The organism is Shewanella sp. LZH-2 (assembly GCF_016859145.1).
Lineage (GTDB): Bacteria > Pseudomonadota > Gammaproteobacteria > Enterobacterales > Shewanellaceae > Shewanella > Shewanella xiamenensis.
This window is the reverse complement of the sequence record NZ_CP069350.1, coordinates 3,748,109-3,766,148: the sequence shown is the minus strand read 5'-3', so window position 1 is coordinate 3,766,148 and position 18,040 is coordinate 3,748,109. Positions and strand designations below refer to the sequence as shown.

18 protein-coding genes and 1 pseudogene are annotated in these 18,040 nt (G+C 46.1%); 12 read left to right on the top strand and 7 right to left on the bottom strand.

All coding sequences use genetic code 11. The features are described from left to right. Positions 1 to 54: 54 nt before the first annotated feature. On the top strand, positions 55 to 1,464 hold the full coding sequence (gene dbpA / locus JM642_RS16580; protein WP_170919379.1) for an ATP-dependent RNA helicase DbpA: 1,410 nt from the start codon (positions 55 to 57) through the stop codon (positions 1,462 to 1,464). 244 nt (positions 1,465 to 1,708) lie between these two features. After that, the gene (locus JM642_RS16575) at positions 1,709 to 2,398 is read left to right on the top strand and encodes a hypothetical protein (RefSeq protein WP_172587357.1); all 690 of its coding nucleotides are present in this window, start codon (positions 1,709 to 1,711) and stop codon (positions 2,396 to 2,398) included. Positions 2,399 to 2,582: 184 nt separating this feature from the next. On the opposite strand, the gene JM642_RS16570 is transcribed toward JM642_RS16575, so the two are convergent. Continuing rightward, positions 2,583 to 3,005, bottom strand: coding sequence for a VOC family protein (locus JM642_RS16570; RefSeq protein ID WP_037429007.1), 423 nt, complete (start codon positions 3,003 to 3,005; stop codon positions 2,583 to 2,585). A gap of 309 nt (positions 3,006 to 3,314) precedes the next feature. Between JM642_RS16570 and JM642_RS16565 the strand changes: the two genes are divergently transcribed. From JM642_RS16565 to JM642_RS16550, 4 genes are read left to right on the top strand one after another with little or no spacing between them, the layout of a single operon-like run. Next, positions 3,315 to 4,163: a MipA/OmpV family protein gene (locus JM642_RS16565; RefSeq protein ID WP_203432176.1), complete on the top strand. Its 849-nt coding sequence runs from the start codon at positions 3,315 to 3,317 to the stop codon at positions 4,161 to 4,163. Between the two features lie 9 nt (positions 4,164 to 4,172). Beyond that, entirely contained in the window at positions 4,173 to 4,556 is a 384-nt protein-coding gene (locus tag JM642_RS16560) for a DUF3019 domain-containing protein (protein ID WP_144374820.1), read from the top strand. 1 nt (position 4,557) lies between these two features. Beyond that, positions 4,558 to 5,259 (top strand): response regulator transcription factor, encoded by a 702-nt coding sequence (locus tag JM642_RS16555; RefSeq protein ID WP_172587358.1) that lies wholly within the window; start codon positions 4,558 to 4,560, stop codon positions 5,257 to 5,259. After that, complete coding sequence (locus JM642_RS16550; RefSeq protein ID WP_203432175.1) at positions 5,259 to 6,545, top strand: ATP-binding protein; 1,287 nt, start codon at positions 5,259 to 5,261, stop codon at positions 6,543 to 6,545. Before JM642_RS16555 ends, JM642_RS16550 begins: the two co-directional genes overlap by 1 nt. Before the next feature lie 95 nt (positions 6,546 to 6,640). Here the strand turns inward: JM642_RS16550 and JM642_RS16545 are convergent, their stop codons facing one another. The 3 genes and pseudogenes from JM642_RS16545 to JM642_RS16535 all read right to left on the bottom strand — a co-directional run bounded on the left by JM642_RS16545 (position 6,641) and on the right by JM642_RS16535 (position 9,225). Next, positions 6,641 to 7,099, bottom strand: a complete 459-nt coding sequence (locus JM642_RS16545; RefSeq protein WP_203432174.1) for a hypothetical protein — start codon at positions 7,097 to 7,099, stop codon at positions 6,641 to 6,643. Positions 7,100 to 7,120: 21 nt separating this feature from the next. Then, positions 7,121 to 7,894, bottom strand: a pseudogene (gene ompV / locus JM642_RS20525) (outer membrane protein OmpV). Positions 7,895 to 8,184: 290 nt separating this feature from the next. Next, positions 8,185 to 9,225, bottom strand: a complete 1,041-nt coding sequence (locus tag JM642_RS16535) for an NADP(H)-dependent aldo-keto reductase (protein WP_203432173.1) — start codon at positions 9,223 to 9,225, stop codon at positions 8,185 to 8,187. A gap of 453 nt (positions 9,226 to 9,678) precedes the next feature. On the opposite strand from JM642_RS16535, the gene JM642_RS16530 reads away from it, so the two are divergent. Genes JM642_RS16530 through nqrF form a run of 6 tightly spaced genes read left to right on the top strand, consistent with a single transcriptional unit; the run spans position 9,679 to position 15,551 of the window. Continuing rightward, complete coding sequence (locus JM642_RS16530) at positions 9,679 to 11,049, top strand: Na(+)-translocating NADH-quinone reductase subunit A (RefSeq protein WP_203432172.1); 1,371 nt, start codon at positions 9,679 to 9,681, stop codon at positions 11,047 to 11,049. Continuing rightward, positions 11,049 to 12,263 (top strand): NADH:ubiquinone reductase (Na(+)-transporting) subunit B, encoded by a 1,215-nt coding sequence (locus JM642_RS16525; protein WP_203432171.1) that lies wholly within the window; start codon positions 11,049 to 11,051, stop codon positions 12,261 to 12,263. Before JM642_RS16530 ends, JM642_RS16525 begins: the two co-directional genes overlap by 1 nt. After that, the gene (locus JM642_RS16520) at positions 12,253 to 13,047 is read left to right on the top strand and encodes a Na(+)-translocating NADH-quinone reductase subunit C (protein ID WP_047539897.1); all 795 of its coding nucleotides are present in this window, start codon (positions 12,253 to 12,255) and stop codon (positions 13,045 to 13,047) included. The genes JM642_RS16525 and JM642_RS16520 overlap by 11 nt, the downstream gene beginning before the upstream one ends. Beyond that, positions 13,044 to 13,664, top strand: a complete 621-nt coding sequence (locus tag JM642_RS16515) for an NADH:ubiquinone reductase (Na(+)-transporting) subunit D (RefSeq protein ID WP_011071186.1) — start codon at positions 13,044 to 13,046, stop codon at positions 13,662 to 13,664. The genes JM642_RS16520 and JM642_RS16515 overlap by 4 nt, the downstream gene beginning before the upstream one ends. Positions 13,665 to 13,673: 9 nt before the next feature. Next, positions 13,674 to 14,282 carry an NADH:ubiquinone reductase (Na(+)-transporting) subunit E gene (nqrE, locus tag JM642_RS16510; protein ID WP_011071187.1) on the top strand — a complete coding sequence of 203 codons (609 nt, stop codon included), beginning with the start codon at positions 13,674 to 13,676 and terminating at the stop codon, positions 14,280 to 14,282. Positions 14,283 to 14,333: 51 nt separating this feature from the next. Further along, entirely contained in the window at positions 14,334 to 15,551 is a 1,218-nt protein-coding gene (gene nqrF, locus JM642_RS16505) for an NADH:ubiquinone reductase (Na(+)-transporting) subunit F (protein ID WP_069453452.1), read from the top strand. Positions 15,552 to 15,635: 84 nt separating this feature from the next. Here the strand turns inward: nqrF and JM642_RS16500 are convergent, their stop codons facing one another. From JM642_RS16500 to JM642_RS16490, 3 genes are all read right to left on the bottom strand, one after another. Then, positions 15,636 to 15,953: an ankyrin repeat domain-containing protein gene (locus JM642_RS16500; RefSeq protein ID WP_203432170.1), complete on the bottom strand. Its 318-nt coding sequence runs from the start codon at positions 15,951 to 15,953 to the stop codon at positions 15,636 to 15,638. A 42-nt stretch (positions 15,954 to 15,995) separates the two neighbouring features. Further along, positions 15,996 to 16,502 (bottom strand): hypothetical protein, encoded by a 507-nt coding sequence (locus tag JM642_RS16495; RefSeq protein ID WP_239000459.1) that lies wholly within the window; start codon positions 16,500 to 16,502, stop codon positions 15,996 to 15,998. A gap of 463 nt (positions 16,503 to 16,965) precedes the next feature. Then, positions 16,966 to 18,000: a transposase gene (locus JM642_RS16490; protein ID WP_203432169.1), complete on the bottom strand. Its 1,035-nt coding sequence runs from the start codon at positions 17,998 to 18,000 to the stop codon at positions 16,966 to 16,968. Between the last annotated feature and the right edge of the window lie 40 nt (positions 18,001 to 18,040).

Sequence of the window (18,040 nt, the reverse complement as noted above, 5' to 3'; positions counted from 1 at the left end):
ACGCAATTTTAGTAACCTAGCAGCCGCTTCGTTACCCACCACAGGATATTCGCCTTGAGCAATTCAGATACTAAGCCAACTCCATCACTGGCTTTCTCGACCCTTAAGCTAAAAACCGAACTGCTTGAGAACCTTTCTTCTATGGGCTACAACGAGATGACGCCCATTCAGGCGCAAAGCTTGCCAGCTATTTTAGCGGGTGAGGATGTGATAGGTCAGGGTAAAACGGGGTCAGGTAAAACGGCGGCCTTTGGTCTAGGTTTACTAAATAAATTAGACGTTAAGCGTTTTCGCATTCAAACCTTAGTGCTATGCCCAACCCGCGAGTTGGCCGACCAAGTGGCGCAGGAGATCCGTACTCTGGCCCGCGGTATACACAACGTGAAAGTATTAACCCTGTGTGGTGGTGTGCCAATGGGGCCACAAATTGGCTCTTTAGAGCATGGTGCCCATATTATTGTGGGAACCCCAGGTCGGATTGTCGATCACTTAGACCGCAATCGTTTAGATTTAAGTCATCTGAATATGTTAGTGCTTGATGAAGCTGACCGCATGCTCGAAATGGGGTTCCAACCTCAGCTCGATGCCATTATTGAACAGTCACCACGCGAGCGCCAAACGCTGCTGTTTAGTGCGACATTCCCTGAGCAAATTCAATCGATTGCTAAACAAATCATGTATAACCCTGTGATGGTTAAGGCCGCGGTTACCCATGAAAAAAATACCATCGAACAGCATTTTTATCAGTTAGATGACGATAAGTCGCGCATGCAAGCGCTGCAATTATTACTGTTAGAACATAAGCCAGAAAGCGCAGTGGTGTTTTGTAATACCAAGCGTGAAACGCAAAAAGTGGCCGACGAACTCGAGGGTTTAGGCTTTAGTGTTTTGGCCTTGCACGGCGATTTAGAACAGCGCGATAGGGACGAAACCCTGTTGCAATTTGCTAACAAGAGCGCATGCGTGCTGGTGGCTACCGACGTGGCCGCCCGTGGTTTAGATATCGATGCGCTAGATGCCGTATTTAACTACCATGTGGCCTACGATACCGAAGTGCACATTCACCGTATCGGCCGTACTGGCCGTGCGGGCAGTAAAGGCGCTGCTTATACCTTTTATAACGATCAAGACGGCTACAAGATTGCCTTGCTAGAAGAGTACTTAGATCGAGAAATTACCAGTGAATCACTGCCATCATTAAGCTTGCTTGGCAGTGCGCCTAATGCACCAACCATGATCACTCTGCAAATCGATGGCGGTAAAAAAGAGAAGCTTCGCCCTGGTGATATTCTTGGCGCCCTGACGGGTGATAATGGCATTGAGGGTACGCAGGTGGGCAAGATCCTCGTGACCGACTACCGCGCTTATGTGGCGGTAAACCGTAAAGTGGCTAAAAAGGCACTGAGCAAGATCACCAGCGGCCGCATTAAGGGTAAGTCTTACCGCGCATGGCTGATGAAATAAACGGTTATTAAGTAAACAAAAAGCGAAGCCAAATGGCTTCGCTTTTTACTTTTTATAGTTCATAAATGTGAGTTCTGAATACTATTTTCAATCAATGCCTTGGCATATTATAAATACAAATTAAAAGTGATTAATTGAATGGTTTTATAAGTCTTTAATTCTGTAAATTTAATAATTTTCTTTGCTTTATAAATAAGCTGATTTTCAGCTGATGATAAAATATTTTGTATTATGGAAATAATAAATGGCAAATAATGCTTACCTAATTAACTCTGAGTTAATGAGTGGTTGTGTCGAAACTTTAATCGAAAAAGCAGAACCTTACGATGTTGTTGCTACTGGTAGTAATCAAATTCCTGCGGCTTGGTTTTTTTGTTTTGAGGCAGCGGATCTCCAACCTGCTGAATACAATTACACCAGTGATGAAGATGAGCCCGGTGTATTTAAATTTATGGCTCCTTGTACAACCAAAGAAAGAGCCTTAGCAAATATTATTGCTAGCAAGCACTTGTTTGTTGAGTTTTGTGGACATGAAGCAATAGCAGAAGAATATTGGGCCAAAGCCGTTAGTGATCTACAAGACTTAAAATATCCCTACCTTTCAATGCATCCTTTAGAGGTATTTTTCTTAAATGATCCGGATGAGGACGCCATTACCTTTAATCAATGTTTTACCCGAACGGCGGAATCATTTTCAGGTATTGCGGAACTCTCCTTTTATGATAAAAATTTAGTGCCATACGGTTTAGTTGAGTTATATGCTAACCCTTATTTGAGTGACAGATACAGGTGTCGAAATTCCTCCTCTTTGGATATGGGGATTAAAGGTGTCGATACCTCTTCTTGGGTGCCAATGCCTGAGACTCCGGCGACTAAAGAGACTCAAGCTCCTATGCCTTTGCAGCGTGAAAAGCCATGGTGGAAATTTTGGTAACTTAGTCTCAGCTAGTTTCTGGGGAAAAGCGAAGCCAAATGGCTTCGCTTTTTTGTTTTTATTGCATCGAAATCCGAGTATTTGGTCGTAACTAGCGATACTTACCATTACTGCATCGGTGTCGATGCAGAGTATGATTGCTAAATGAGGGAAAGGCTGATTTACTTTTTATTCAATCACATAGTTACTGACATCTTTTCGCCATGGGGTGATGAGGGCTGAGCTGCAATAAATCCCAACGGTTGCCATAGAGATCTTCAAATACGGCTACAGTGCCGTAATCTTGCACTTGTGGCTCGCGAATAAAGTGAATTCCTATTGACCGCATATGCTCATAATCGCGCCAAAAATCATCGGTATTTAAGAATAAAAACACCCGTCCTCCGGCTTGATTACCGATAAATGATTCCTGCTCGGGTTTGGAGGCTTTGGCTAATAGTAGGGCGGTACCATGGGAATTAGGCGGCGCAACCACAACCCAGCGTTTATCTTGCTCGGGTTGATAACTGTCTTCAATCAATTCAAATTTGAGTTTATTAACATAAAAATCAATCGCCTCATCGTAGTCTCTTACTACGAGTGCGATATGGACAATAGTCTGTTTCATCTTTGTTCCTTGATGTTGAGCCCAATCGTATAAGCTATGGTAGCAAGCTGGTCGGGTAATGTATCGATATGCGTACAAAGGATTTAATGAAAGAAAAACAGTTCAATGAGTTGCACTATATTCCCTCAGGGCCGCATAGGCTTAGCTTGCAGTGCGGTTTAGCCAGCTTATGCAAAATAAGGGGATTAGACGTACTTTGTGTTACCTAAAAAATCAGTCAAATGGTTACCCAAATATTCCTAAAACCCACACTTTCTAACAAACTGTTGTAATATGTAGCGCAACGTAACGAGTAAAAATGTGAATTAAATGGGCATGCATATTCATTGGCTTCTTATATTAATACTGAGCATTCTTCCCGGTACCGTTGCCGCATCAGATATTGCTAGTAGCGTGAATGGCGTCGCAAATCGCTTCGATGACGGAGGTGATTTTGAGCTGGGTATGAGTGTTTATGGGGTCAATCAAGTTGATGTCCGACAAGCAGAAGGCGGTACTGCGCAGTTATCACTGTTGGTCAGTGGTATGTATCAGTATAAAGGGTTGTTTATTGAGATGATTCACCAATCTCAGGATGGTGTGAATCTTGGAGTTAATCTTTGGAGCTCTGAGGATTGGTCCTTAGAACTGTTACTGGCGAACTTACAGGGGTCATGGGCTCGTCCGTCAGATGTGGACCCCAGCACGCTCGATGAAGCGGGTCGCAATGCTTATTTACTCTCAGAGGATTCTCTCTACATTGGCGCAGGGTTTCGTGCCACGCGTTATTGGGGTGATAACTACGTTTTCCAGTACAGATTAGTGTCTGATTATTATGATGATCAAGGTATTCAGAGTACTGCCAGATTGGGTAAATCTTGGCAGGTTCGTAACTGGAATTTTCACGTATTGGGGAGCGTTGGCTATTCTTCTGCCACCTTAAATCGCTATCTTTTTGGTATCAGTAAAGAAGAGGCTACTGAGCAATTTCCCGAATATCGTCCGAGTAGTTCTTTTAGCTATGGTATGGAGCTAGGCGTTGCCTATCCTATCAGTGAGAATGTTGTCTTTCGAGCTATGTATCGCTTCAACCTGTTGTCCCAAGAGGTAACCGACAGTCCCTTTAATCAAGCTAGCTATGCATCGTACTTTAATGCCTCTATCAGCTATGTGTTTTAGGGAGAAAGCATGAAGCGATTCTTTCTATGGCTTGTGTTACTGAATGCGCCTTTTTTTGCTTGGAGTCAGGACGATTCGGTGATGTTTACTGCCACTCCCGAGCGTTGTATTGCACTACATAAAGGGCAAACCTGCTATCAAGACGTCTTATTTCGCTGGCAGACACCCGCGAGTGGTGAGTATTGCCTTATCCTCACGGATCGCCAGCAACAGCTAATTTGTTGGAGTGGTAATAGGTTGCAGGAATACCAATATAGTTTTGAAGGGGATAAAACGGCGACTTTCACTCTGATCCGCAATGATGACGTGCAAGCGCTCGCTCAAGTCAAAGTGGTGGTCACATGGGTTTATAAGGCCCCTAAGCAGAGCCAGTCAGGTTGGAGGTTATTCTAATATGTCAGCTGAAAAGCACATTTTAGTGGTTGAAGACGATATCTCACTGGCAGAGTGGATCAGTGATTATTTACTGGATCATGGCTATGGGGTAACGGTCGCCAGCCAAGGTGATTTTGCCTTGGAGATGATTGCTGAAGAAACACCGGACTTAGTATTACTCGATGTGATGATGCCCGTTAAGAATGGTTTCGATGTGTGTAAGGAGGCGAGGGCATTTTACTCTGGGCCGATTTTATTTATGACGGCGTGTATTGAGGACGGTGATGAGATCCGCGGGTTAGATGCAGGGGCTGATGATTATCTCACTAAACCGATCCGGCCGCAGGTGTTGTTAGCGCGGATAAAAGCCCTATTACGTCGCGTGGGGGATGAAGAACAAAAACAACAGTTAGTGTTTGATTCTATGTTACTTAATGCAACGGCAAAAACGGTCACTATTGATAAGCTGCTGCTGGATTTAAACGCTAATGAGTTCGATGTATTGTGGCTGCTGGCTCTCAAGGCGGGCACGATTGTCAGTCGCAATGAGTTAGTCGCTGAGTTGCGAGGCTTTGAATACGATGGCTTGGATCGTTCGGTAGATATTCGTATATCCCGTTTACGCAAAAAATTGCAGGAAGCTTCAAGCCTGCCCTACAAAGTGAAAACCATCCGTGGCAAGGGATACCTTTTTTGCCGCGACGAGGCTGAGCTGGAGTGATGAAGAAATTAATCACTTCTCTGGTATTGGTCGTGTTGGTTTCTATTGCAAGCTTAGGATGGTCGATAAGTGAGTTTGCCAGCCTTTTAGATCCTGATAATGACACGCAAATCCCAGCCACTCAGCTCGCCGCATTAAAGCTGCTAGGCGGCACGTTGGCTAAAACCCTAGATGAAGACAGTGCCAGTCAGCATCGCGTCATAGAAAATTGGAACCAGCTAAATTCAGAGCAACTGTCTTTAGTGAGTGAAGCCGATTTCGTCTTACCCTCAGCCCTTAAAGCGGAGTTTTATGCGGGAAAATCACTTCTGCTCGAGTCCGATGACGGCATCTCCTTGCATTATTTACTGCCTAAAACAGGGCAAGTATTGAACATCAATACTGATATTGTTACGCCGACGGATGTCAGCTTTGACTTGAATAAGCTATACACCATGCTTTTTTATGGTGGTTTGGTGGTGATTTTGTTGGTGTGGGTATCTCCTTTAATCCGTCAGCTAGTTAATCTTAGTAAAGTGACTCAAGCGTTTGGCATGGGGGATTTACAACAGCGAATTCCAGTCCAAAAAACCTCTTATATAGGCAATATTGAAAACGAATTCAACCGCATGGCTGATCGCATTCAGCAGTTGATTGATGACAACAAATTGCTCAGTCGAGCCGTTTCTCACGATTTAAAAACCCCGATTGCGCGGCTCAGATTTGGTATTGAGGCATTGGAAGAAACCCAAAGCGAGCAGCTTAGAGTCAAGTATTTCCAGCGCTTGAACCGCGATTTGGACACGATGGAAGACTTGGTAATGACATTGCTAAGCTATGCCCGCCTTGATGAAGCGAATATCGAGCCAGATTGGCAGTCGATTGAGCTAAATGCATGGTTGCTCGACACATACCAAGGCCAAGAATATCCAGGTTTTTCGGTCGAAGTGGTTACCTATTGCACACCACTTGTTGTCAAAACAGATCCTAACTACTTGTCCATGCAGGTTAATAATTTACTCAGTAATGCACTGCGTTTTGGTAAATCGACGATCCGGCTGAGCTTGGATGTAGAGCAGGGCGCGACTTGGTTACATGTTGAAGATGATGGTCCGGGGATTGATGAACATGAGTCTTTGCAAGTGATTAAACCTTTTGTGCGTGGTCAGCATAGCCGTGGTAATGCAGGTCATGGTATGGGGTTAGCGATTGTCGATAGAATTGGCTGTTGGATGGGCACGCCATTAAGCATTGGGCGCTCTGCTAAGCTTGGTGGTGCTCGCATGTCACTAACGTTTACGCTTTAGGAACGATGCCTTAGCAGGGTGTGCGTATGGGGGGGCATAGGGGATAATGGGGATTAAAGTGCACCAGCATGAGCTGATGCACTTTGGATGGGCAATTAACTGTTTACATCGACATTATTCAGTATGTAATCCGTTTCGTAGATACGTGAACGGGGATTTTCAGGCTTGCTTTGTAAACCTGTGACTTCGACCATGACAGAGGTCTCGTGATTCATTGTCGATGTTCCCCACAGGATATCCTTACTCGCGGTTGCACCTACACCAAACTGGCCTACGGCGTCACGATCTGTTTGCTCGTGAGTAAACGTGAAGTAGCGATAACCCGCTTGCTTACATAACTCTGCCGACTTACGCATAACGTATTTACGAGCTAATGTACGGTCAGTGTTGGTATTACCAACAAAGCTTATCTGCCAGCCATCGGGCGCAATTTGTATGGTTTCAAATCCCTTACCGAAAGACCAAAATTGCTTTTCGGTATCATAGGAAGTGGCACAAGCTGAAAGCATCAGAGCTAATCCTGCACATAAAAACGTTTTGTTAATAGATATCATGGTCTTGTCTCGTCAGATTACTTAGAAGCTATAGCTAATACCAAGGTATGTCGCCAACTGATTACGACTGCTGATGAGCGGAGAATTGGCCATGTTGGCACCTATGAGCGAGTAACCTGTGGCTTGTGTAATATCTAAATGCTGAGTGACAGGCATGACCAAGGTGTAGCCTAGCTTATATGCGAAGGTACCTTCAGCCTGATAATCAGGGCGCAATACAGTTGCTTCGGATGAGTTGACACCCGTGTAGTAGTTAGCAAAGTCTTTACTAAAGTAATGCACGCCCGCATAAGGAACGAGATCCCCAAAGCCAAGATTAATGGGATGGTAATAGGTAATATCAGCCTGAAAACCATTATAAACATTTGTCACATCGTGTTGGAATTTGGTTGATAGCGTACCCACACCTAAATGAACGTCCGCATTTAAGCCTTAATCGCCGCTGAATTTGCGATCCTTCATGCCAGTTAAAATATCGGCATCATCGGCATCAAACCCTGGGTTAGCAACCGCAAATACGCTGAAATTGATAGCACTATCATTTGTTCCTAAAAAGCGATAGTTAATTCCGGATAGATCGGCGTTGAAGTCCTCACCATGGTAGCCTCCATTGAGGTAGGCACCCGTTTGGTGATCTTGTCCTTTGTAAAACTTGCTGCCAGTTGCGACACCAACTCCTGCAAAAAACTGATTTTGATGACTATAAACATTACCGTTACGAATGTAAGTATTGCTTTCTGCAAAAGCATGGCTGGAGATCAAAATACTTGTAATGACAATGCAGAATTTTTTCATTTTCTATCCTTAAAATAGCTGTCTAGTGACTGTGGGGTCACTATATTTCAGTTCTTAAAAGGACTTTGTATCCGAATGTAACCTAGGATTGGGGATTGCGTTGAGGGTGTGGCTTGGGAGGTTAATGACGCAGCGTCAGTGAGAGAGGAATAAGGTTTCAATTAAGCTATATCCAGATAGGTACAGCGAGAAAAGGAATGCATAACGGCTTAGAGTTTATTGCAATTAAATCAATGGCATCAGGTGTATTTACCTGATGCCATCGTTCCATTATTGAACCTGCTTATCGACTAAGGGCAAGGTAATCTAAATTGATCGGATAGTTGGTTTAGTCGTACGAGTAACTCGGGCGATAGGGTGACTTTTAAGCTGTCGATATTTTCTTTCAGTTGGTATAAATCTGTTGCGCCAATAATGTTTGAGCCAACAAATTTACGTGAATTAACAAAGGCTAGCGCCATTTGCGCGGGGGATAGATTAAACTCGTGGGCTAAGTCTACGTAGGCCGCTGTGGCATCGAGTGCCATTTGCGAACCAGTATAACGGGCGAAGCGTTTAAACAGGGTTAAGCGCGCGCCTTCGGGCCATTGGTTGTTACAATATTTGCCGCTCAGGGCACCAAAGGCCAAGGGCGAGTAGGCCAGTAGTGGCAACTCTTCGCGGTGGCTGATTTCACTCATGCCCACCTCAAAACTGCGGTTGAGCAGGTTATAGGGGTTTTGCACTGTGACAATGCGCGGCAGGCCGTGTTTTTCCGCCAGTTGCAGATACTTCATCAGTCCCCAAGGGGTTTCGTTCGATACACCGATATAGCGCACTTTACCTTGGCGAATGACTTCGGCGAGGGCTTCGAGGGTTTCGAGGATCGGCGTTTGCTGCTCAATCTCTTGCTCGTCGTAAAATAATTCCCCGAAAAAGTTGGTATTGCGATCCGGCCAATGCACTTGATAGAGATCGATAGTATCGATTTGCAGGCGTTCGAGCGAGGCATCAACTGCTTGGTGAATGTTGTTCCAGTCTAGCGCCATGTTTTTGCGAATATAGTCACTCTTGCCACCTGGCGCGGCAATCTTAGTGGCGATCACTAGGTCATCACGGTTGCCACGGGCCTTGATATATTGGCCCAAAATGCGTTCGGTTTCGCCTTGGGTTTCCGGCTTTGGCGGCACAGGGTACATTTCCGCAGTATCAATAAAGTTGATGCCACTGCCGATGGCGTAGTCTAGCTGTGCAAAGGCCTCGGCTTGGGTATTTTGTTCGCCCCAAGTCATGGTGCCTAAACAGATTTTGCTCACCTCGAGATTAGAATGCGGTATGCGTCTGTATTCCATCTATTTCTCCTACGGAAACTATCTTAGTTCGAGGCTATCAAGCTTTTGCTGTAAAGCAAAGGTTAATGCGGCGCTAAGAATGTTAGTGGGTTAAAAATAACCAATGCCTTGTGGGGATTTTGCTAGGTTTATTGCGACATATTGTGCACTAACTCGCCACTGACTCTGGGTTTTGTGCCTTTGCCCCGATTCGTGGTCTAAGAGGGGGATTTTTGTCTGTTTTTATATAGTTAAGTTATTTCTAAAACAGTTATGACGTAATTATGAATTATTTGTTATAAAACTACATTTGAAGTTTTTGTTCAGAATCTGACTCGATCTTTATCACAAAATAATGCAATTTTACGTATATTACTTACGAAATTGCAGCGGAATGTGACGCCACTATCGGATTATCTGTTAACAAACATCTACCCTAAATTTATCTAAAAATTTTCATGGTTGATATTTGTGATGGCAGATTTTTCAAACCAAGTTATAACGATCAAAAAAGGCCTCGACTTGCCGATTTCGGGTGAGCCTAGGCCTATCATCGAACCCGGTAATAGGCCATCCCAAGTGGCCCTGTTGGGTGAGGAGTATGTTGGCTTAAAACCGACGATGTTGGTGGAAGTCGGCGATAAGGTCAAAAAAGGCCAACCTTTGTTTGAAGATAAAAAAACAAAGGGCGTACTGTTTACCGCTCCCGCCAGTGGCGAGATTGTGGCAATTAACCGTGGCGAGCGTCGAGTCTTACAATCCGTGGTGATCCGCTGCAATGGCTTAGACGCCGATGAGCAGATCCGTTTCGATATCCACACCGATTTACAGGCACTTTCTGCCGAGGTGGTTCAGGCGCAATTGGTTAACAGTGGTCTGTGGACTGCGCTGCGTACCCGTCCTTTCTCCCGTGTTCCCGCGTTAGATAGCAAACCTGCAGGTATTTTCGTGACGGCGATGGATACCAATCCACTCGCCGCCGATCCTAGGTTGATTATTGCCGAGCAGCGCGATGCCTTTAAGGCAGGCTTAGCGGTACTGAGTCATTTAACCGAAGGCAAGGTTTACCTTTGCCAAGATAAGGGCGAAGCCTTAGTCGGTACTGATTTACCAAAGGTTGAAGTGCGCCGTTTTGCTGGCGTGCATCCAGCCGGATTAGCCGGAACTCATATTCACTTTACCTTGCCCGTGAGCATTGAGCGTCAGGTATGGCACATCGGCTATCAAGATGTGATCGCTTACGGCAAGCTGTTCCAAACAGGTGAACTCTATACCGACCGCGTGGTGGCTTTAGGTGGTCCAAGTGTGCTTAATCCACGTTTACTGCGCACTCAGTTAGGGGCAGAGCTGAGCGCCTTAGTGGTCGATGAGATTAAACCCGGTAATAACCGTGTGGTGTCAGGCTCAGTGTTATCGGGCCATACCGCCCAAGGCGTACATGACTTTTTAGGCCGCTTCCACAACCAGGTATCGGTTCTCGCCGAAGATGCACAGCACCAAGTATTGCCTTGGGTGCGTGGCGGTTCGGACAAATTCTCTATCACTCGCGCAGTGACTTCCCGTTTATTTGGCCTGACTAAATCCTTCGAATTTACCACCCATCAAGGCGGCTCTCAGCGCGCCATGATGGCCTTTGGTCAGCTCGATCGCGTAATGCCGCTGGATATTTTACCTACTCTGCTAGTGCGTGACTTAGTGGTGCGAGATACCGATGAGGCGCAGGCGTTAGGCGCATTGGAGTTAGATGAAGAAGATTTGGCCCTGTGTACTTTTGTGTGCCCTGGCAAGTATGACTTCGGTAAAGAGCTACGTGCTTGTCTAGATGTTATCGAGAGGGAAGGTTAATGACGACACAACCTAAAAAACCTGATTTACAGGACGACTACTACGCCACGGGTAAATCGATGAAGGGCTTTGTGCGCTCATTGGTGATCGCCAGTGGTCGCAGCACTAAGGGACAAGTGCACGTGCGTGACGCCATTGACGTAAAACGTACCATGACCTTAGTGGGCCTTTGTTTATTACCCGCCATTTTATTTGGCTTATATAACGTGGGCTTACAGGCTCAGCTCGCACTAGCAAGCGGCTTAACGACGCCAGAAACCTGGAAACTCGCGCTGTTTAACGCTTTAAGCGGTGGCTTAAGTGCCGAGACGGGCGTGATTGGTTTATTCCTCTACGGCTTAAGTTTTTATCTGCCGATTTACTTAACGGCATTGCTGACAGGCCTGTTTTGGGAAGTGGTGTTTGCCAAGGTGCGTCGCCAAGAATTGCACGAAGGTTTCTTCGTCACAGCCTTGTTATTTACGCTGATTTTACCTGTTTCGATTCCGCTTTGGCTGGTGGTAATGGGGATTAGCTTTGGGGTAGTGATAGCCAAAGAGCTGTTTGGTGGTATGGGATATAACTTCCTTAACCCCGCATTAGCTGGCTTGGCCTTTATCTATTTTGCCTATCCTTCAGAAGTGACAACCGTTAAGCAACTGGTTGCCGTGGATGGTTTTTCTGGCGCGACAGCCCTAGCGCAAGCCGCTGCCGGTAAGCTGCAATTTGCCGATTACGCTTGGTACAGCGCCTTTAGCGACCCTAACTGGTGGAATAATTTCTTCGGCTTTACCGTGGGCGCGATTGGTGAAACCAGCACGCTCGCCGTGTTGCTCGGTGGGTTATTGCTGCTTATTACCCGTTTAGCCGACTGGCGCATCGTGGCTGGTGTAATGCTGGGCATGATTGCCACTGCAACCTTGTTCAATGTGATTGGTTCAAGCACTAACCAGATGATGGCAATGCCTTGGACATGGCACTTAGTCACGGGCGGTTTTGCTATCGCGATGATGTTTATGGCGACCGATCCAGTGACGACCTCTTATACCCGCCAAGGCAAGTTCGCCTACGGCGCCTTGATTGGTTTTATGACAATCCTTATCCGTGTGGCTAACCCCAAAATGCCAGAAGGCGTGATGTTAGCCATCCTGTTCGCCAACCTGTGGGCGCCGCTGTTCGATTATCTGGTGGCCCGTGCCAACATCAAACGGAGAGTAAAACGTCATGGTATTTAAGAAAGATACTGTGGTGGGGACCATGATCTTCACCATCACGCTCTGCCTTTTGTGCTCCTTTATGATCACCGGTACCGCAGGTGTATTGAAAGAGCGTAAGCTCGCAAAAAAACGCGATGAGTTACAACGTTATGTGTTGATGGCGGCCGATGTGAATATTGGCCAAGGTAATGAGTTTAGAGAGATTTTTGCTAAATCCGTTAAGCCATTATTGATTAATCTCGACACAGGCAAAGTGGACTCTGATGCCAATGTACTCGACTTTGACGAGCGTATGGCAGCGATTAACCCAGAAACCTCAAGCGCTCCTAAAAAGGATATCGCTAAGATTAAAACCCGTGCTAACGATGCCCGTGTGTTTAAAGTATTCGATGATAGCGGCAAATTAACCAGCGTCGTAGTGCCTTTCTACGGTAAAGGGCTATGGTCGATGATCTACGGTTACGTGGCCGTCGAGCCTGACTTTAATACTATTAAAGGCATGGTGGTTTACGAGCACGGTGAAACCCCTGGTATCGGTGACTTTGTGACTGACCCACATTGGTTATCCCTGTGGAAGGGTAAACAACTCTTTGATGAAAAAGGCAAGTTTGCGATGCGCCTCGTGAAAGGCGGCGCCAAAGAGGGTGATATCCACGGTGTTGATGCTGTGAGTGGCGCGACCATGACAGGCCGTGGCGTACAGCGCGCAATGGAGTTTTGGTTTGGCGTCGAGGGTTTCCAAACCTTCTTCAACCAATTAAAGGCATCGGCTGAGCAAGGTGAGTTGGGAGGTGCAAAATGAGCAACAGTTTATCCATGCGGGACATGCTAGCAGGCCCTGTATTTGCCAATAACCCAGTGGCGATGCAAGTGCTGGGCGTATGTTCGGCGCTGGCGGTGAGTAACTCCATGCAGACGGCCGTGGTGATGACACTGGCGGTAACCTTCGTACTGGTGTTCTCTAACCTGATTATCTCCGCCATTCGCAACTTTATCCCTAACAGTGTGCGGATTATTGCCCAGATGACGGTGATTGCCTCCTTGGTGATTATCGTCGACATGGTATTGCAGGATGTGGCTTACGAACTATCTAAGCAACTCTCTGTATTTGTTGGGTTAATTATCACTAACTGTATCATCATGGGCCGCGCAGAAGCCTTTGCGATGAAGTATCCACCGCACTTAGCTGTGGTCGATGCCGTGGGTAACGCGGCGGGTTATGGCTTGGTGCTGATCAGTGTGGCCTTTGTGCGTGAGCTATTAGGCACGGGCAATCTGTTTGGCCATAGCGTGTTGACTACGGTTGAAAACGGCGGCTGGTACTTACCTAACGAGATGTTTAAGTTGCCCCCAAGCGCCTTCTTCCTGATTGGCCTGCTGATCTGGAGCATTAACGTGATCCAGCGTAAACGCGGTTAAGGAGCGGATATGGAACACTATATTAATCTGTTTATACAGGCCACTTTCTTAGACAACATGGCGCTGTCGTTCTTCCTCGGTATGTGTACCTTCTTAGCTGTGTCTAAAAAGGTGTCGACCGCTTTCGGCTTAGGCGTTGCGGTTATCGTGGTGATGACCTTAGCTGTGCCCTTAAACCAACTGATCTATGCGAAGGTACTAGCACCGGGCGCATTGGCTTGGGCGGGCATGCCTGGCATCGACTTAAGTTACCTGCAACTGATCACCTTTATCGGTGTGATTGCGGCCTTAGTGCAAATCCTTGAAATGTTTTTAGATAAATACATTCCAAGCCTGTATGACTCCCTCGGGATCTTCCTGCCACTGCTCACCGTAAACTGCGCGATTTTTGCCGGGGTGATTTTTATGGCTAACCGTGATTACAACTTTGCCGAATCGGCGGTGTTTGCCATGGGTTCGGGCACGGGTTGGGCGCTGGCGATTGTGATGCTGGCAGGGCTGCGTGAGCGGATGAAGTTTCATGCGATTCCTGAAGGCTTACAGGGGATTGGTATCACCTTTATTACCACAGGGTTGATGGCACTTGGCTTTATGTCTTTCTCGGGGATCTCGCTGTAACGCGTGGCTGAGAAAGTAAAACCGCATTCTGTTTAGAAAAAGGGTTATCGAATGGAAATGGCAATAGGCATAGGCATGTTCACCTTAGTGGTGTGCCTACTGGTGATAGTAATCCTTATCGCCAAAAAGAAATTAGTGACTACCGGTGAGATCACTATCGGGATTAACGACGACGCCGAGAAAAGCATTAAAGTTGCCGCGGGCGACAAGCTGCTTGGCGCCTTGGCGAGCAAGAATATTTTTATTCCCTCGGCCTGTGGTGGCGGCGGTACTTGCGGCCAGTGCCGAGTGAAAGTCAAATCGGGCGGTGGTGATATTCTGCCAACAGAACAAGGGCATATCACTAAAAAAGAAGCCAAAGAAGGTTGTCGTCTCGCCTGCCAAGTCGCGGTGAAAACCGATATGGAACTTGAGCTAGAGGAAGAAATCTTCGGTGTGAAGAAGTGGCAATGTGAGGTGATCTCAAACGATAACAAGGCCACCTTTATCAAAGAGTTATTGCTAAAACTGCCCGAAGGTGAAGACGTGCACTTTAAGGCGGGTGGCTATATTCAAATTGAAGCGCCAGCCCATGTGGTGAAGTACGCCGACTTTGATATTCCGGCTAAGTACCGCGACGATTGGGAAAAATACGGCCTGTTCGACTTAGTCTCCACCGTTAATGAAGATGTGCTGCGCGCCTATTCAATGGCGAACTATCCCGATGAAAAGGGCCGCATTATGCTTAACGTGCGGATTGCCACGCCACCATCGGCCAATGTGCCACCGGGTAAGATGTCTTCTTATATCTTTAACCTCAAGGCGGGGGATAAGGTGACTATTTCTGGCCCATTCGGTGAGTTCTTTGTGAAGGATACCGATGCAGAAATGGTATTTATCGGCGGTGGTGCGGGCATGGCACCGATGCGCTCACATATTTTCGATCAGCTAAAGAGTAAAAAGACCAAGCGTAAGATGAGTTTTTGGTACGGTGCCCGTTCGACCCGTGAGGTGTTTTACCAACATGATTTCGATGCATTAGCGGCTGAGAATGACAACTTTGTTTGGCATGTGGCGCTGTCGGAGCCGTTACCAGAGGATAACTGGACGGGTTACACTGGCTTTATCCATAATGTGATTTACGAAAATTACCTTAAACATCATAAGGCACCAGAGGATTGCGAGTACTACATGTGTGGCCCTCCAATCATGAACTCCTCGGTGATCCGTATGCTTGAAAGCTTAGGGGTCGAGCCTGAAAATATCCTGCTCGATGACTTTGGTGATTAAGCGGTAAGTTGAATACAAAATCGCGTTTGGCAAAGCTAGTACAGCGGAGTCCAACGCGATTTTTGTTTATAGGGCTTTTGATATCTAGCTAAAGGATTTACCGCCATGGCGGCTTAAATAGCTCATCATACGCTGACTCTCAGCGGTATAGCATCCCATGCGAAACTCTCCTTGCCAGTAAGCAATATCGAGCGGACGATACCCCAGCGCATTTGGATGATTCACATCGGCACCCGCATCAACCAATAGTTTGAGCAATTCAAAAGACTGTAGCTCACAGGCATGCAACAGTGCCGTCATCCCATTCTCGTCAACCTCTTGAAGATCAGCGCCATTAGCAATAATGCGCTTAACCGCATGTGTATCCTTGGCTTTAACTGCATGGATAAGTTCAGTGCTCATAGGGATATTTAACCTGTTCCTGTGAAGCAAATTTAAAGGAGATCAATCAGAAACGCCCAAGTGAAGCAATACAACTCCTTTCTTGCCCTCGATAGCAAAATCAACCCATTCCATCTCATACCATTCATCCGTTATCAATGAAACAGCTAAAACCCTTTTGACCTCTAGCAGCGCATCAAGTTGATCACTTATCTGTTTGATAAATTCGTCTCTAAAGCTTTTTATGGACATTGAAAAGGCGTTATCGACATCCTTAAGAGAAGCAAAAGCTGAGCCGCAACCGCTCGGTGTTGTAGGTAGGAGATAGGAAAAAAGCCAATCATGAAGTGCTGCATTGATCTCACTACGCCAGTCTATGATTTCACTAAAGCTAACCGTGGCATCCTTATAAAAACCCTTAAGATAATTTTCCGTTGCAATCTCTAATGGTTTTGATGCATCAATTTTAATGATTTCAAACGTATAGCCGTGATTCGCTTTATTGTTTACATAGGATAGCCCTGTGAGTATCCCGTTTAACGTACCCAATTTATAGTCAAAGTTGTCCATTTCAGTTACTACACGCCTTTAGCCATTGAAAACGGCAACCAATAATTCTATCTGCCATTTTAAATCAACAACATAATCTGCTTTCGGCTTCCCCTCAAGCGAATAGTGATTGAGATTGCTTTAAAGACGTGGCAAAAGTGGCTGTTAACATTAGTCAATGTGAATAGGCTCGCCATGGCATTGACTCACCGACACGCAGCAAGTCCGTCCTTGGATGCTCGACCGCCCCGTCTGATGTGAATGGATTCACGAATGCCGCGATGGCATGGATGCCAAAAAGCGGCCATGGGGGCGGACGGTCGTCTCGCTAATCACCATGACTCACCTGTTTAACATCGGTGTCGCCTGTTTATTTTAAAGCAGATATGTTGCTCGTTTTGGGACAAAAGCGAGCTATGTTTTGTGCAAAATTATCTTATTTCGGATAAACAAAAATAGCCCTAAACGCTGAGTAGTGATGAACTTAAGGATGTAACGCTTGGCTTGAGGCTTTACCTTTACACCATTTACCGCTGTTGTGCTGCTTTTTAAACGCGCACATGCTATCCCATCGACCACTTATGCCACTGTATTGACGACGAAACTCTTTGGCTGACGTGAGCCACGCATCGGGTGCAATACCTAATTCATTGAGTAGTTTCGGCCGTTGATTATCGATATAGCCTTTCTTATCAAGGCGGATGGCGCGACCCGTCCAATCAATCAGTTCGAGATAATCGGCAAAATGAAAGGGGATGCCCACTTGCGCATTCAGGTGAGCTGCGCCATCGAATTGGACCAACGATTTGCGGAGAATATGAGCTTGATTGGTTGCGGAGTCAGTTTGTGGCGTTGAGATGGCTAATGAACTATTGGGTGAATCTAGCGAGTTAATTCGCTCCTGAATCGATGTAAAATCAGAGGATTGCAAAGAGTCAGCAATGCCTGCTCTGATAGGATTTAAATCGACATACATCATGCACGCGAGCAGGGCTTGCTCATCTAGCAGCGCTTGCGACTTAAAACGCCCCTCCCAAAACGCGCCCTTGCACTCATCTTCACGATTAGCCTTGCGGGCAATTTCTTCGTTTAAACAGCGCATAAACCAAGAAATACTACTTAATCGCTCATGCCATTCGGTAATTAAGCCATCGAGTAACATGCGTTCACCTTCGATTAAAGCATCGCCATTCATATACTTAGTCGCGACAGCATGGCCTTTAGTGATTTGGCACCAACGGCTGATAATGTCTTTTTGCGTTAACGATTTGGCCTTATCGACATCTATTTTAAGCACTAAGTGGTAATGATTGCTCATCACCGCGTAGGCGCAAATATCGATACAAAATATCGCGGACAAGGCTTTGATTTTATCAACAATCCAGCCACGTCGATGCTCGTAACTACGCCCAGATAACTTATCATCACCGCACAAAAAAGCCCTTCTGACACAGCGATTTATCACATGATAGAAGGGCGTTGCATTAGCATCAATTAACTGTCTTCTGGCCGAAGTCATAGCAAACTCCACACAGACAAAATCAGGATAATTTAAAGCC

Coding starts and splice junctions, on each gene's coding strand:
- JM642_RS16555 (WP_172587358.1), top strand. CDS start 4,558: ATGTCAGCTGAAAAGCACATTTTAGTGGTTGAAGACGATATCTCACTG.
- JM642_RS16545 (WP_203432174.1), bottom strand. CDS start 7,099: ATGATATCTATTAACAAAACGTTTTTATGTGCAGGATTAGCTCTGATG.
- JM642_RS16490 (WP_203432169.1), bottom strand. CDS start 18,000: ATGACTTCGGCCAGAAGACAGTTAATTGATGCTAATGCAACGCCCTTC.
- JM642_RS16535 (WP_203432173.1), bottom strand. CDS start 9,225: ATGGAATACAGACGCATACCGCATTCTAATCTCGAGGTGAGCAAAATC.
- JM642_RS16565 (WP_203432176.1), top strand. CDS start 3,315: ATGGGCATGCATATTCATTGGCTTCTTATATTAATACTGAGCATTCTT.
- JM642_RS16570 (WP_037429007.1), bottom strand. CDS start 3,005: ATGAAACAGACTATTGTCCATATCGCACTCGTAGTAAGAGACTACGAT.
- JM642_RS16515 (WP_011071186.1), top strand. CDS start 13,044: ATGAGCAACAGTTTATCCATGCGGGACATGCTAGCAGGCCCTGTATTT.
- JM642_RS16560 (WP_144374820.1), top strand. CDS start 4,173: ATGAAGCGATTCTTTCTATGGCTTGTGTTACTGAATGCGCCTTTTTTT.
- nqrE (WP_011071187.1), top strand. CDS start 13,674: ATGGAACACTATATTAATCTGTTTATACAGGCCACTTTCTTAGACAAC.
- JM642_RS16550 (WP_203432175.1), top strand. CDS start 5,259: ATGAAGAAATTAATCACTTCTCTGGTATTGGTCGTGTTGGTTTCTATT.
- JM642_RS16495 (WP_239000459.1), bottom strand. CDS start 16,502: ATGGACAACTTTGACTATAAATTGGGTACGTTAAACGGGATACTCACA.
- JM642_RS16525 (WP_203432171.1), top strand. CDS start 11,049: ATGACGACACAACCTAAAAAACCTGATTTACAGGACGACTACTACGCC.
- JM642_RS16520 (WP_047539897.1), top strand. CDS start 12,253: ATGGTATTTAAGAAAGATACTGTGGTGGGGACCATGATCTTCACCATC.
- JM642_RS16530 (WP_203432172.1), top strand. CDS start 9,679: ATGGCAGATTTTTCAAACCAAGTTATAACGATCAAAAAAGGCCTCGAC.
- nqrF (WP_069453452.1), top strand. CDS start 14,334: ATGGAAATGGCAATAGGCATAGGCATGTTCACCTTAGTGGTGTGCCTA.
- JM642_RS16500 (WP_203432170.1), bottom strand. CDS start 15,953: ATGAGCACTGAACTTATCCATGCAGTTAAAGCCAAGGATACACATGCG.
- JM642_RS16575 (WP_172587357.1), top strand. CDS start 1,709: ATGGCAAATAATGCTTACCTAATTAACTCTGAGTTAATGAGTGGTTGT.